A 13555-nucleotide genomic window follows, 5' to 3' on the forward strand; every position below is an offset into this window, starting at 1 on the left:
GCCGGCACGCCCGGCAGACACGAGGGTCGAGAGTCGTGAACATTTCCTCTTCGCTGCGCAGGGCCACGGTGCCCGCAGCCCTGACGGCCGCCGTCATGCTGGTTGCTACCGCGTGCGGCGGGGCCGACGCGGGTTCCAGCGGGGCCGGTGGCGACACCAAGGACAAGCTGGCCGGAACGGTCAAGGTCGACGGCTCCAGCACGGTGGCGCCGCTGTCCACGGTGGCGGCGCAGCTCTTCCAGGGCAAGAACCCCGGGGTCAAGGTCACGGTCGGCACGTCCGGTACCGGTGGCGGCTTCGAGAAGTTCTGCCGCGGTGACATCGACATCTCCGACGCCTCCCGTCCGATCAAGGACGCCGAGAAGGCGGCCTGCGACGCCAAGGGCATCAAGTTCGAGGAGTTCATGGTCGCCAACGACGGTCTGTCCGTCGTGGTCAACAAGGACAACGACTTCGTCGAGTGCCTGACCGTCGAGCAGTTGAAGAAGATCTGGGAGCCCGGCTCCAAGGTCAACAACTGGAACCAGGTCGACCCGAAGTTCCCGGACGAGAAGCTCGTCCTCTTCGGCGCCGGCACCGACTCGGGCACCTTCGACTACTTCACCGAGGCAGTCAACGGCAAGAGCAAGGCCTCGCGTACCGACTACAGCCCGAGCGAGGACGACAACGTCACCGTGCAGGGCGTCTCGGGCTCCAAGGGTGGCATGGGCTACTTCGGCCTGTCCTACTTCGAGGAGAACAAGGACAAGCTCAAGGCCCTGAAGATCGACGGCGGCAAGGGCTGCGTCGAGCCGTCGGTGAAGACGGTCCAGGACGGCACCTACGCGCCGCTCGGCCGCCCGCTGTTCATCTACCCCAACGCCGCCTCCCTCGCCAAGAAGGAGGTCGAAGGGTTCGTCGAGTACTACGTCGAGAACCACGCGGAGATCGCCAAGAAGGCCCAGTTCGTGCCGCTCAACGCGGAGCAGGAGACCAAGCTGAAGGCCGCCCTCGACAAGCTGAAGGCCGCCCACAAGTGAGTTCCTCCCTCTCCGGGCAGCGGTCCGCTTCAGGAAGCCCCGGCTTCCTGAAGCGGTCCCAGCCCCGCTACGGCGAGAAGGCCATCAAGGTCCTCCTGGTGGCCGCCTCCCTGGTCTCGGTGCTGACCACGGTCGGCATCGTCGTCGCCCTGATCCCGCCCGCCGGCGAGTTCTTCGGCGAGGTCGGATTCGGTGAGTTCATCACCGGCACCAACTGGGCGCCGCTCTTCGAGCCGCCCTCGTTCGGTGTGCTGCCGCTGGTCGGCGGCACCCTCATGGTCACGGCGATCGCCCTGCTGGTCGCCGTACCGCTCGGGCTGGGCTCGGCCGTCTACCTGAGCGAGTACGCCAACCGCCGGGTCCGCAACATCCTCAAGCCGGTGCTGGAGGTCCTCGCGGGCATCCCCACGGTCGTCTACGGCTTCTTCGCCCTCAAGGCGATCACCCCGCTGCTCCAGGACATCTGGCCGGCGGGCGACGGGCCGCAGGTCTTCAACGCGCTCGCGGCCGGGTTCGTCATGGGCATCATGATCATCCCGACGATCGCCTCCATGGCCGAGGACTCCATGTCCGCGGTGCCCCGCGCGCTCCGCGACGGGGCCTTCGGCCTGGGCTCCTCCCGGATGCAGGTCTCCACACGGGTCGTGTTCCCCGCCGCCCTCTCCGGGATCGTCGCGGCCGTCGTCCTGGGAATCTCCCGGGCCCTGGGCGAGACGATGATCGTCGCCCTCGCCGCGGGCGGACAGCCCAACCTGTCCTTCAACCCGCTCGAAGGCATGCAGACCATGACCGCCTTCATCGCGGCCGCCGGCATCGGTGACCAGCCCACCGGCTCCACCGGCTACCAGACCATCTTCGCCGTGGGCTCGCTGCTGTTCGTCATGACCCTCGTGATGAACCTGGTCAGCATCCGTCTGGTGCGCAAGTACCGCGAGGTGTACGAATGAGTTCCAACGTCCTCGACCGCGGCACGTCCGTCTCGGACCACCCGGGCGCACCCCGCTTCAAGGGGCGCGGCACCCCGTGGCGGGAGCGGTTCTTCCACCTGAGCCTGCTGGCCTCGCTGGCCGTAGGCGTCGTCTTCCTCATCGGGCTCCTCGCCTACGTCGTCGCCGAGGGCTGGCCGCGGCTGGACTCGCGGCTGTGGACGAACTTTCCCGACATGATCGACCCCACCCAGGGCGGCGCGCAGTCGGCGATCATGGGCACCCTGTGGGTCATCGGCTTCACTGCCGTGTACTGCCTGCCCACAGGCGTCCTGACCGCGATCTACCTGGAGGAGTACGCCGATCCGGACCGCTGGTGGAACAGGGCGATCGAGATCAACATCCAGAACCTCGCCGCCGTCCCCTCCATCGTCTACGGCATCCTCGGCCTCGGCGTCATCTCCCGCGGCCTGGGCTTCGGCCAGACCGTCCTGACCGCGTCGCTCACGCTGTCGCTCCTGGTTCTGCCCGTCGTGATCATCTCCTCCCGCGAGGCGATCCGCGCGGTCCCGCAGTCCATCCGCCAGGCGTCGTTGGCGCTGGGTGCCACGCAGTGGCAGACCATCCGCCGCCAGGTCCTGCCCGCTGCCGTGCCCGGAATGGCGACCGGTGCGATCCTCGCCCTGTCCCGCGCGATCGGCGAGGCGGCCCCGCTGCTGCTGCTCGGCGGGCTGACGTTCATCACGTTCAACCCGACCGGCGTGCAGAGCCCGTTCACGGTCCTGCCCATCCAGATCTTCAACTGGATCAGCCAGTCCCGGGCCGAGTTCGTCGCCCTCGCCTCGGCCGCGATCGTGATCCTCCTGGTGATCCTGCTGGCCATGAACTCCGTGGCCATCTGGCTCCGCAACCGCTACTCCCGCACCTGGTGACGCCATGACCGCACAGCTCGATCCGCCCGTCGACTCTCCGCAGGAGACCGCCATGACCCCTCCGCCCGACGCCCCCGGCGGCACCAGGACTCCCCGCGTCGCCTTCCGCGAGGCACCCTCGCTCGCCAGCCCGGTCTTCGAGGTCGGCAGCCTGTCCGTCTTCTACGGCGACCACGAGGCAGTGCGCGATGTGAACCTGAACATCGGGCACCGCCAGATCACCGCGATGATCGGCCCCTCGGGCTGCGGCAAGTCCACCGTGCTGCGCTGCTTCAACCGCATGAACGACCTCGTGCCCTCCGCCCGCGTGGCCGGCAAGGTCCTGTATCACAACGAGGACCTCTACGGCCGCGACGTCGACCCCATCGAGGTCCGCCGCCGTATCGGCATGGTCTTCCAGAAGCCCAACCCCTTCCCGAAGTCGATCTACGACAACATCGCCTACGGACCCCGGGTCGGCGGCTTCAAGGGCAACCTCGACGACCTCGTCGAGGAAACCCTCACCCACGCCGCGCTGTGGGACGAGGTCAAGGACAAGCTCAAGACCTCGGCGCTCGCCCTGTCCGGCGGCCAGCAGCAGCGCCTGTGCATCGCCCGCACCATCGCGGTCAAGCCCGAGGTGATCCTGATGGACGAGCCCTGCTCGGCCCTCGACCCGATCGCCACGGCCAAGATCGAGGACCTCATGGAGCACCTGGCCCAGGAGTTCACGATCATCGTCGTCACGCACAACATGCAGCAGGCCGCTCGCGTTTCGCACCGCACGGCCTTCTTCACGGCCGACGTCGACGACAAGGGCGTACGCCACGGCCGGCTCGTCGAGTACGACGAGACGGCTCGTCTCTTCTCCAACCCCTCCGACCAGCGCACCGAGGACTACATCTCCGGCCGCTTCGGCTGAGCGATCCAGCTCCGCCGGCCTTTGCGCGCATCACGTGAAGGAGTACCCGGGTGACACCCGACGCACGGCGGTCACCGGCATCCAAAGCCGGCGCCCGTAACGACAGCAACGCCCCCGACCTGCTGCTGGCCGAGCCCGACGAAGCGCTGGCCGCTACGGCAGAAGCCCGCTTCGCGAAGTCGGGGGTGCAGACCGTCGTCTGTCACGACGGCGCGGAAGCCCTCCTCCAGCTGGGAGTGCACCACCCGCGCGCCGTGCTGCTCGGTGCCCCGCTGCCCGTGGTGGGGGCTGCGGCGGTCACCGAACTGATCGCCCGGCTCCATCCGGTTCCCGTCATCGTCGGTGCGGGAGCGGAGGGAGCCGACGAGGCCACGGCGGCGGTGGCCGCAGGCGCGGTCGCCTTCGTCGCCCGCCCCTACCGGGCCGAGGAGATCCTGCCGCTGCTGATGTTCCCCCGGCTGGGGCGGCAGTCCGAGGAAACTCTGGTTGTCGGTGACATCGAGCTTGATCCCGCCGGGTTTCACGTCTACGTACGCGGGCGCTCGCTCCAGTTGCCGGTACGTGAATTCATGCTGCTGCGCTACCTGATGGAGAACGCGAACCGGCTGGTCACCCGTGCCGAGCTGACGCGGGCGCTGTGGGGTGTGGAGGCGTTGGACAGCAACAGCCTCACGGTCCACGTGCGCCGGGTCCGCAACCGGCTCAAGGAAGGCTCCGGCACCTGCTGCACGATCGACGCGATCCGCGGCATGGGCTACCGGCTCGAGTGCAAGCCGACGCCGTCAACGGGCTCGTCCCTGTCTCTGCCCTTGCAGCCGAGCCCGACCGTGTAGAGCCGCAAAGTCAGGCGCCTCCTCGTGAGGTGGCGCCCCACAAACACCGGCCGGCGGGCTGCTTGGCGGTGCCCCGCCGGCCGGCTCGCGTTGCGCCACCCCTGGGCACCGCCATCTCGACTCAAGCCTGTAGTCAGCCGTGGCGTGCGACCTTGACCGCCGAGATCAGCAGGATGACCGCGAGTGCGGGGATGAGGACGAGGTCGGGGATCACTCCGAGCAGGAGGCCGCCGAGGAGCGCGCCGACGATCGAACCCGTTGCCATGAGAGCGGCGAAGCGCAGGTTGGCGCCGAGGACGGCGAAGCTGCCGTCGCGGCTGTAGCGGGCGAACGCGACGAGCATGGTGGGCAGGGACACCAGCAGGGACAGGCTTCCCGCCAGCTTGATGTCGGCGCCGTACAGCAGCACGATTGTGGGGATCAGCAGCTCTCCACCCGCGACTCCCATGATCGCGGCGACCACACCGATCCCGAAGCCGGCGATCACTCCGGCCACCAACTGCACGGGAACCGGCAGTTCGAGCGAGCCGACCGCGGTGGTGTGGGTGAGGACGAGGGCGGCGGCCATGCCGACCATGAGGACCGCGAGGACCTTGTAGAGGGTGGCGGAGCGCATCTTCACCGCCCACGATGCCCCCGCCCACGCTCCCAGGAGGCTTCCTGCGAGCAGGTTGACGGCGATCGCCCAGTGGGCGCCGAGTTCGCCGAATGACACGGCTGCCAGGCGGGCGGGCAGGGCGGTGATCACGACGACCAGGCTCATCGCCTTGTTCAGGATGACCGCCGACAGCGCCGCAAACCCGAACATGCCGATCAGCATCGGGAGGCGGAACTCGGCGCCGCCCAGGCCGATCATCCCGCCCAGCACGCCGACCGAGGCGCCGGCGGCCAACACCAGCGGCACCGATTGCACCCGTGCGGCTCTGGCCAGACTCTTGTCCGGTGCCACGTCGATCACGCCGTTCCCCCGCGCACGCGGCCCGTGACCGACTGTTCTCGCAGCTCGGTGGGGATCCCGTGGCCGAAGCCAACGGAGTCGATGCGGTTCACGCGTTCACCTCTTGTCCGGCGCCACTGAGCGTGTATCCGCCCAGCCGGCGCAACTGGGCACTCACCCGAGGCGAGCACCACACCTGCAACAACGTCGACATGCCCGGGTGTTCGACATACCGCCGGTCGACCCACAGCTGCACGACGTGCTCCTCCCAGGGGGAGAAGTCCAAACCGACCGAGGCCGCGGCGGCTGCCGTGGTCACCCCGGCCGCAACCTGCCCAGCCAGGGTCATCCGCGCCGACGCCAGATGCCCCGAGACCACCGGTCCCGCGACCCGGTCCAATGCCCCGGCCTCCGCGAGGGCGCGACGGAAGGCCTGCTCGGATCCGGCCCCGGCATCGCGGTGGGCCACCGGGACACGCCCGGCACCGACATCTGCCAGCCCCGGCGCACTCCCGCCAAAGGCCAGGCCGACGGGCCAGCGGGCCAGCTCCCACCGCGCCACGCTCTCCGGCACCGGTGGCAGAGAGTCCGCCGGGCCGTGAACGACAGCGGCGTGCGCCCGCCCGGCCGCGAGCGCGGTCAGCGACCGGCCCGAGGAGGCATGCACCACCACCAGCCGACCGGCGCCACGGCCCGGAGCAGCTGCGGCGGCCATGCCGAGGGCGGGCTCACACCCGGCTACAACGAACCCATCCACCGACGCACCGTCCAGCAGCTGCGGGCCCCGTTCCGACCAGACCGCGTCCGCCAACGCGAAACCGTGCCCGTCCGCCTCACCCAGAGGCGCCCACACCTGAGTGTCACCGACCCGGGCCACGGCGAGGGGCGTGCCCACCGCGGGCCGGCCCTCATCGGCCAGCACGGAAGCGAACACATCCCCGCCGGCAGGGGCGAACAGCTCCTCAACCGTGCAGCCAAGAGCCGCTGCAAGCCCGATCGCGGCCGTCACCGAAGGAACCTGCCGCCCGGACTCCACCGCAGCGACCGACTGCCGCGACACACCGGCAGCATCCGCCAGCTCCTCCTGCGACCAGCGCAGCGCCCGCCGCCGCTCCCGTACTCGTTCAGTCATGCCAGGAAGGTAGAGGCATGCCACTATCCGGGCGCAAGAGGACGGCCCGATGTTCATTCACACCCACGGAACCACCACGGGTGCGGGGCGAAAGATTGGGAGAAAGCCACAGAGGCAGGCGGACAGGGCCGTTCCGAGCAGGGCGGATAGCTCTGGGCGATGCACCCGGCAATGCCTGAGACGGCCAGAAGCATCCGCCGACTACCTGTTGCAGGCAATGGCGAACACCGGCCCCGCAGGGAATCAGGTCTTCCAGTCGGCCTGGGTGAGCTCGAGGGCCAGCGTGTGGATGCGTCCAACGAGCGCGTCGCGTACCGACCGGGCGCTCTCGATGTCCAGGCCGGCGAGCTCGGGCAGGTCCCAGTCCAGATAGCGGCGGCCGGGCAGCACGGGACAGGCGTCGCCGCAGCCCAGCGTCACCACGACGTCCGCGGCGTCGACGATCTCGTCGGTCAGCGGCTTGGGGAATTCCTCGCCCGCGTCGAGGTCCAGTTCGGCCAGCAGCCGCAGGACGATGGGCGAGATGTCCGCAGCCGGCTCCGAGCCGGCGGTCAGCACCCGCACCGCCTCACCTGCGCGATGCCGTAGGAGTGCGGCTGCCAGCTGCGAGCGGCCTGCGTTCTCGGTACAGACGAAGAGCACCTCGGGCACCGGTTTGGGGGTGAGACCCGCGCCCCGCGCCAGAGCGGACAGCCGCTGGTCGGCGAAGCGCTCGACGAGGACGGGCAGGTGCTGGGGCAGGCGGGCCCGCCTGGCGAGGAGGACGGCGCACTCCTCGACGTACCGCTCGACCGTCGGGCGGGAGAAGCTCCGGGCGTGGCGGACGGCCAGCCGACGGGTGATGCGTCCCAGCACGGAACGGAGGTCCCGCAGCGGGGGCGTGGAGGGGCCGAGGCCGTTCTGATTGTTCATGGGCAGCTCTCTCGACACGGGGCGCCGACCACCCCCTGCCATTAAGAATAGGCGTCCGTCTATGTTCTGGATAGGCTGCAGAAAAAGTGAACTGTAGGTGAACACGTGTTCCAGCGGGCCTTATGGGCCCGGGAAGCGGCAGGGGTCCCGCTTATGGTGGATAGATGAGTATCACTGCATACGGCACCCCGAACGCGGTGGGGGAAGAGGCCGAGGCGGACACCTGCAGCCCGGGCCTGGCCTGCCTCCTCATCGACCGTGAAGAGGCCGAACGTCTGGCGGGGATGCTCAAGGCCATCGCCGACCCGACCCGGCTGCAGATCTTCCGCCTGATCGAGCGGGCGCCGACGGGTGAGGCGTGTGTGTGCGACCTCGCCGAGTGCCTCGGCTTCCGGCAGCCGACTGTGAGTCATCACCTCAAGCTCATGACGGACGCTGGTCTGCTCAACAAAGAACGCCGCGGTACCTGGTCCTGGTACTCGGTGAACCACAGCGGGCTTCGCAAGCTGCGGGACATACTCGAGCCGTCGGCTCACTGAACCACCACGCCGTACGGCTCCGCTCTGGCCACCGACGCCGCGCGCGGAGCGGGCCCCGGGTCAGGACAGTGTCTCGATGGCCTGCCGGACCTTGGTGAGGATGACCGGAGGCAGCCGGGAGTAATGGGCATCGGCGAGGACGGCCTGCCCCTTCTCGCTGGCGGTGTAGGTGAGGAAGGACTTCAGGGCAGGCAGGGTCTCGGGCTTGTTCCCCTTGTTGCACACGATCTCGTAGGTGATCAGGACGATCGGGTACGCCCCATCGTTCTTGGTCGCGTAGTCGAGCTTCAGGGTCAGGTCCCCGGCTTCACCGACCAGCTCTGCTGTGGCGATGCCGGCCGTTGCGGTCTCCACGCTGGCCGGGACGGGCTGCGGTGCGCCCGTGGCGATCTTGACCGTGTGCATCTTGCGCGCTGTGGCGAACGAGAGCTCGAAGTAGCCGATCGCGCCGTCCGTCGACTGGACCTGGTTGGCGAGGTTCTCCGAACCGCTCGCCCCGCTCCCGCCCTGACCCTTCCACTCGTTCTCCGGGGTGTACGGCCACTGTTTCGGGGCGGCCCCGGCCAGGTATGCGGCGAAGTTCTTGGTGGTGCCGGAGCCGTCGGTCCGGTGAACCGCGTTGATCGGAAGGGCCGGCAGTGCCGCCCCCGGGTTCAGGGCCTGGATGGCCGGGTCGTTCCACGTGGTGATCTTCGCGTCGAAGATCTTGGCGAGCGTCGGGGCGTCCAGAACGAGGTCGGGCACGTTCGACAGGTTGTAGCCGATCGCGATCGGCCCGCCCAGCATCGGCAGGTCGATGGCACGACCCCCGGGGCAGACCTGCTGGGACTGCTCGACGTGCGAAGGCTTGAGCGGGCTGTCCGAGCCGCCGAACGCGGTGTTCCCGAGAAGGAACTTGGACACGCCTGCGGTGGATCCCTGGGCCCAGTAGGCGACTTGTACCGGCTTGCACGCGTCCTGGTACGTCTTGGTCCAGAGCTTCATCGCGTTCTGCTGCGCGGTCGAACCCGCGCCCAGCACCTTGCCCTTTTCCGCGCACTCGATGTTCGCCCGGACGGCACCCGTCTCCTGGGCCGAGCCGGTGCCGTCGTCGCCGCCGAGGAGCGAGCAGGCGCTGAGCAGGAGGGTGCCAGCGGCGAGGGTGGCCGCCATGGCCAGGGAACGCTGTCTGAGTCGGCGTCGGAATTCCACGTTCGTTTCGTCCTTCCATGCACACCGGGGGAATGGATAGATGCTTGCCGATGAAGGCGGCCGTGCAGGGGAATGGAAGGAGAACAACAGCTGTCTTGCGGGGGTTCAACGGCGATGCCCCCTACGGCCGGTTGGGGCGCAGGGGGCATCGTGGAAAGCCCGTCAGACGGTGAGGAACTCGCCGAGTTCGCGTTCGAGGGCCGCCTTGGGCTTGGCGCCGACGATGGTCTTGGTGACCTTGCCGCCCACGTAGACGTTCATCGTCGGGATGGACATGACGCCGTACGCGGCGGCCGTCTCCGGGTTCTCGTCGATGTTCAGCTTGACGATCTCGATCTTCTCGCCGTGCTCGGCGGCGATGGCCTCGAGCGAGGGGGTCAGCTGGCGGCACGGGCCGCACCAGGCCGCCCAGAAGTCGACGAGCACGGGCTTGCCGCTCTGGAGGACGTCCTCCAGGAAGGATGCGTCGGTCACGCTCTTGAGGGCCATGATGCGGCCTCCTCTCAGGTGGTCGGGATTACCGGGCGTCGGCGAGTGCCGCGAGGTAGCGCTCGGCGTCGAGGGCTGCCTGGCAGCCGCTGCCGGCAGCGGTGATCGCCTGGCGGTAGGTGTGGTCGACGACGTCGCCGGCGGCGAAGACGCCGGGGATGTTCGTCCGGGTGGAGGGGGACTGCACCTTCAGGTAGCCCTCGCCGTCCAGGTCGAGCTGGCCGGTGAAGAGCTCGCTGCGCGGGTCGTGGCCGATCGCGATGAACAGGCCGGTCACGTCGAGGTGACGGACCTCTTCGGTGAGTACGTTGCGGAGGGAGAGGCCGGCGAGCTTGCCGTCCTTCTCCTCCAGCTCGGTGATCTCGCTGTCGAAGAGGAAGGAGATCTTGTCGTCGGTGAACGCGCGGTTCTGCATGACCTGGGAGGCCCGCAGCGTGGAGCGCCGGTGGACGATGGTGACCGAGCGGGCGAAGCGGGTGAGGAACGTGGCCTCTTCCATGGCGGTGTCGCCACCACCGACCACGACGATGTCGCGGTCGCGGAAGAAGAAGCCGTCACAGGTCGCGCACCAGGACACGCCCCGGCCGGAGAGTTCCTCCTCCTTGGGCAGGCCCAGCTTGCGGTAGCCGGAGCCGGTGGCGATGATCACGGACTTGGCCCGGTGGACAGTGCCCTCGGAGTCGGTGACGGTCTTGATCTCGCCGGTCAGGTCGACGGCGACGATGTCGTCGTCGATCATTTCGGCGCCGAAGCGCTCGGCCTGGGCCCGCATGTTCTCCATCAGGACCGGGCCGTCGACGCCCTCCGGGAAGCCGGGGAAGTTTTCGACTTCGGTGGTCGTCGTCAGCGAGCCGCCGACGAAGATCGCACCGCCGAAGACGAGCGGCTGGAGGTTCGCGCGCGCCGTGTAGAGGGCGGCGGTGTATCCGGCGGGGCCGGATCCGATGACGATGACGTTGCGTATCCCCGCGGTGTCGGTGGGCTCGCTCACGCCGCCGGCTCCGGGGCGATCTCCGCGATCAGGCCCTCGATGAGCTTCTTGATCTCGTCGCGGATCGGGCGGACGGACTCGACGCCCTGGCCGGCCGGGTCTTCGAGCTTCCAGTCGAGGTAGCGCTTGCCCGGGAAGACGGGGCAGGTGTCGCCGCAGCCCATGGTGATGCACACGTCCGACGCCTTGACCGCGTCGATCGTGAGGATCTTGGGGGTCTCGGCGGACATGTCGATGCCGACCTCACGCATCGCCTCGACGGCGGCCGGGTTGACCGAGTCGGCGGGGGCGGAACCGGCCGAGCGGACCTCGACGCGGTCGCCTGCCAGGTGGGACAGCCAGGCTGCAGCCATCTGGGAGCGGCCGGCGTTGTGGACGCATACGAACAGGACAGAGGGCTTGCCGGACTGCTCGGACATCAGACGTCTCTCTCGATCTCAAAAAGGTAGGAGCCGCAAAAGATCAGCACCTGGTGGTGTCAGCCACCACTGATGTGAGAGTATCAGCCCATGATGACGTCAGTCGACAATGAACTGATCCGGGTACTGGCCGACCCGCTCAGGCTCCAGATCGTGACCCTCCTCGCCAAGGAGACGCTCTGCACCACCCATCTCGTGGAGGAGACGGGTGCCAAACAGACGAACCTCTCCAACCACCTGAAGGTGCTGCGCGAGGCCGGGGTCGTGGAAACGGAGCCATGCGGACGGTTCATCTACTACCGCCTGCGCCCGGATGTCATCGCTCAGCTCGCCGGTCAGTTCGCCGACCTCGCCGAGACCGCGCGCGTCACCGCCGAAGCGAACCTCAAGCGGTCCTGCCCATAACCCGCTTTTCCCCGCACCTGCCCGAGGAGAACCTGCCTTGACCGCCACCGAGCCCGTCGGCACCGCACCCGCAGCGGAGTCCGTCATAGCCGCCGACGTGCCCCAGCCCGCACCTGGCGCCACCCCGCCCCGCACCCCGCTGATCGCCCGTGCCGCTGCCGAGTTGGTCGGCACCGCCGCCCTGGTCGCGGTCGTGGTCGGCTCCGGCATCCAGGCCACCGAGCTGACCCAGGACGTGGGGCTCCAGCTGCTGGCGAACTCCACGGCCACCGTCTTCGGCCTCGGCGTCCTCATCGCCCTCCTCGGCCCGGTCTCGGGCGCCCACTTCAACCCGGCGGTCACCCTGGCCGAGTGGTGGACGGCCCGCCGCGGTGGTGCGGGCGTCAACGCGCGTGAGCTGGCGGTGTACGTCCCCTCGCAGATCGTGGGCGCGATCGCGGGCGCGATCCTGGCGGACGCGATGTTCGGCGAGCCCCTGGTGAAGTGGTCCACGCACGATCGCTCCGCCGGGAACCTGCTGCTGGCCGAGGTCGTCGCCACCGCCGGTCTGATCATGCTGATCTTCGGCCTGGCGAAGACCGACCGCCTCCGCTTCGCCCCCGTCGCAGTGGCCTCGTACATCGGCGCCGCGTACTGGTTCACCTCCTCCACCTCCTTCGCCAACCCGGCCGTGACCATCGGCCGCGCCTTCACCGACACCTTTGCGGGCATCGCCCCCGCCTCGGTACCCGGTTTCATCGGTGCGCAGCTGGCCGGCGTGGTGGTCGGTCTGGCCTTGGTGGCGGTCATCTTCATGCAGGGCAAGAAGGACAGCGGGCAGCCTTCCGCATGACGCGACGTACGGATGTGGTGGTGATCGGCGGCGGCCAGTCCGGGCTCGCCGCCGGTTACCACCTGCGCCGCCTGGGCATCGAATTCGTAATCCTCGACGCCCAGGAGGCGCCCGGCGGTGCCTGGCAGCACACCTGGGACTCCCTGCGCCTGTTCTCCCCGGCCGCATACTCCTCGTTGCCCGGTCGGCTCATGCCGCCGCAGCCCGGCGAGGTCTACCCCGACGCGCAGCACGTCGTCTCGTACCTCGCCGACTACGAGAAGCGGTACGAGCTGCCGGTCGAGCGTGGCGTGTCGGTCGGTGCGGTCCAGTGTGACGGCTCGTTCTTGCAGGTCGAGACCGACTGCGGAGCCTGGCAGGCCCGCGCGGTCATCAGCGCGACCGGCACCTGGACCCGCCCGTTCCTGCCCGCCGTACCCGGACGGCGCGAGTTCCAAGGGCGTCAGCTCCACACCGTTCAGTACCGCAACCCCGAAGAACTTGCCGGACAGCGCGTCGTCGTGGTGGGCGGAGGCAACTCCGGGGCTCAGATCGCGGCAGACCTCGCCGGAAACGTGGACCTGACCTGGGTCACCCAGCGCCCGCCCCGCTACCTCGCCGACGACATCGACGGTCGCGCCCTCTTCGACGCCGCGACCGCCCGCCGTCGCGCCCTCGACGCCGGCCGTACCGACAACGGCGGCGTCGCCTCGCTCGGCGACATCGTCGCCGTACCGCCCGTGCGCGAAGCCCGGGACGTCGGACTTCTCACCGCGAGGCCGATGTTCGACCGCCTCACCGAGGACGGCGTCGCCTGGCCCGACGGCACGAGCGCTCCGGCCGACACGATCATCTGGTGCACCGGCTTCCGCCCGGCACTGGCCCACTTCGCCGGCCTGCGCCTGCGTGGTACCCGCGGCCACATCGCCACGATCGGCACCCGCTCCATCGACGAGCCGAGGCTCCACCTGCTGGGCTACGGCGACTGGACCGGCCCGGCCTCGGCCACCCTCATCGGCGTCGGCCGCCCTGCCCGGGAAGCCGCCCGCGAGATCGCCGGCCTCATCAGGTCCTGACGCCACCGGGTGAGGCCGTGCGCCCTGCCGTCGTCGGCCGCA

General features: G+C 69.1%; 16 protein-coding genes. 9 read left to right on the forward strand and 7 right to left on the reverse strand.

Annotated features, from left to right (window positions below):
• Window positions 1-35: 35 nt before the first annotated feature.
• Genes EES41_RS05730 through EES41_RS05750 form a run of 5 tightly spaced genes read left to right on the forward strand, consistent with a single transcriptional unit; the run spans window position 36 to window position 4611 of the window.
• Window positions 36-1019: a PstS family phosphate ABC transporter substrate-binding protein gene (locus EES41_RS05730; protein WP_123076217.1), complete on the forward strand. Its 984-nt coding sequence runs from the start codon at window positions 36-38 to the stop codon at window positions 1017-1019.
• Complete coding sequence (gene pstC, locus EES41_RS05735) at window positions 1016-1966, forward strand: phosphate ABC transporter permease subunit PstC (RefSeq protein WP_123076219.1); 951 nt, start codon at window positions 1016-1018, stop codon at window positions 1964-1966. Before EES41_RS05730 ends, pstC begins: the two co-directional genes overlap by 4 nt.
• Window positions 1963-2877: a phosphate ABC transporter permease PstA gene (gene pstA, locus EES41_RS05740; protein ID WP_123076221.1), complete on the forward strand. Its 915-nt coding sequence runs from the start codon at window positions 1963-1965 to the stop codon at window positions 2875-2877. Before pstC ends, pstA begins: the two co-directional genes overlap by 4 nt.
• Window positions 2878-2929: 52 nt before the next feature.
• On the forward strand, window positions 2930-3778 hold the full coding sequence (gene pstB / locus EES41_RS05745) for a phosphate ABC transporter ATP-binding protein PstB (RefSeq protein ID WP_123082290.1): 849 nt from the start codon (window positions 2930-2932) through the stop codon (window positions 3776-3778).
• Between the two features lie 50 nt (window positions 3779-3828).
• On the forward strand, window positions 3829-4611 hold the full coding sequence (locus EES41_RS05750; RefSeq protein WP_123076223.1) for a response regulator transcription factor: 783 nt from the start codon (window positions 3829-3831) through the stop codon (window positions 4609-4611).
• Between the two features lie 133 nt (window positions 4612-4744).
• On the opposite strand, the gene EES41_RS05755 is transcribed toward EES41_RS05750, so the two are convergent.
• From EES41_RS05755 to EES41_RS05765, 3 genes are all read right to left on the reverse strand, one after another.
• Window positions 4745-5515, reverse strand: coding sequence for a sulfite exporter TauE/SafE family protein (locus EES41_RS05755; protein ID WP_254211328.1), 771 nt, complete (start codon window positions 5513-5515; stop codon window positions 4745-4747).
• 142 nt (window positions 5516-5657) lie between these two features.
• Entirely contained in the window at window positions 5658-6680 is a 1023-nt protein-coding gene (locus EES41_RS05760) for a substrate-binding domain-containing protein (RefSeq protein ID WP_164495758.1), read from the reverse strand.
• 243 nt (window positions 6681-6923) lie between these two features.
• On the reverse strand, window positions 6924-7592 hold the full coding sequence (locus EES41_RS05765; protein ID WP_123076227.1) for a three-helix bundle dimerization domain-containing protein: 669 nt from the start codon (window positions 7590-7592) through the stop codon (window positions 6924-6926).
• 164 nt (window positions 7593-7756) lie between these two features.
• Between EES41_RS05765 and EES41_RS05770 the strand changes: the two genes are divergently transcribed.
• Window positions 7757-8131, forward strand: a complete 375-nt coding sequence (locus EES41_RS05770; RefSeq protein ID WP_123076229.1) for a helix-turn-helix transcriptional regulator — start codon at window positions 7757-7759, stop codon at window positions 8129-8131.
• 60 nt (window positions 8132-8191) lie between these two features.
• Here EES41_RS05770 and pstS read toward each other — a convergent pair whose 3' ends face one another.
• The 4 genes from pstS to EES41_RS05790 form a co-directional block, all read right to left on the reverse strand.
• Window positions 8192-9322, reverse strand: coding sequence for a phosphate ABC transporter substrate-binding protein PstS (gene pstS / locus EES41_RS05775; protein WP_123076231.1), 1131 nt, complete (start codon window positions 9320-9322; stop codon window positions 8192-8194).
• A 162-nt stretch (window positions 9323-9484) separates the two neighbouring features.
• Entirely contained in the window at window positions 9485-9811 is a 327-nt protein-coding gene (trxA, locus tag EES41_RS05780; RefSeq protein WP_123076233.1) for a thioredoxin, read from the reverse strand.
• A gap of 28 nt (window positions 9812-9839) precedes the next feature.
• Window positions 9840-10802 (reverse strand): thioredoxin-disulfide reductase, encoded by a 963-nt coding sequence (gene trxB / locus EES41_RS05785; RefSeq protein ID WP_254211329.1) that lies wholly within the window; start codon window positions 10800-10802, stop codon window positions 9840-9842.
• Complete coding sequence (locus EES41_RS05790; protein ID WP_123076235.1) at window positions 10799-11221, reverse strand: arsenate reductase ArsC; 423 nt, start codon at window positions 11219-11221, stop codon at window positions 10799-10801. The genes trxB and EES41_RS05790 overlap by 4 nt, the downstream gene beginning before the upstream one ends.
• Before the next feature lie 90 nt (window positions 11222-11311).
• Between EES41_RS05790 and EES41_RS05795 the strand changes: the two genes are divergently transcribed.
• From EES41_RS05795 to EES41_RS05805, 3 genes are read left to right on the forward strand one after another with little or no spacing between them, the layout of a single operon-like run.
• A complete protein-coding gene (locus EES41_RS05795; protein WP_123076237.1) occupies window positions 11312-11626 on the forward strand; it encodes a helix-turn-helix transcriptional regulator in 315 nt (104 codons plus the stop codon).
• 37 nt (window positions 11627-11663) lie between these two features.
• Entirely contained in the window at window positions 11664-12458 is a 795-nt protein-coding gene (locus tag EES41_RS05800) for an MIP/aquaporin family protein (RefSeq protein ID WP_123076239.1), read from the forward strand.
• Window positions 12455-13513 (forward strand): ArsO family NAD(P)H-dependent flavin-containing monooxygenase, encoded by a 1059-nt coding sequence (locus EES41_RS05805; RefSeq protein ID WP_123076241.1) that lies wholly within the window; start codon window positions 12455-12457, stop codon window positions 13511-13513. Before EES41_RS05800 ends, EES41_RS05805 begins: the two co-directional genes overlap by 4 nt.
• Window positions 13514-13555 lie beyond the last annotated feature (42 nt).

This window comes from Streptomyces sp. ADI95-16 (genome assembly GCF_003721495.1).
GTDB lineage: Bacteria > Actinomycetota > Actinomycetes > Streptomycetales > Streptomycetaceae > Streptomyces > Streptomyces goshikiensis.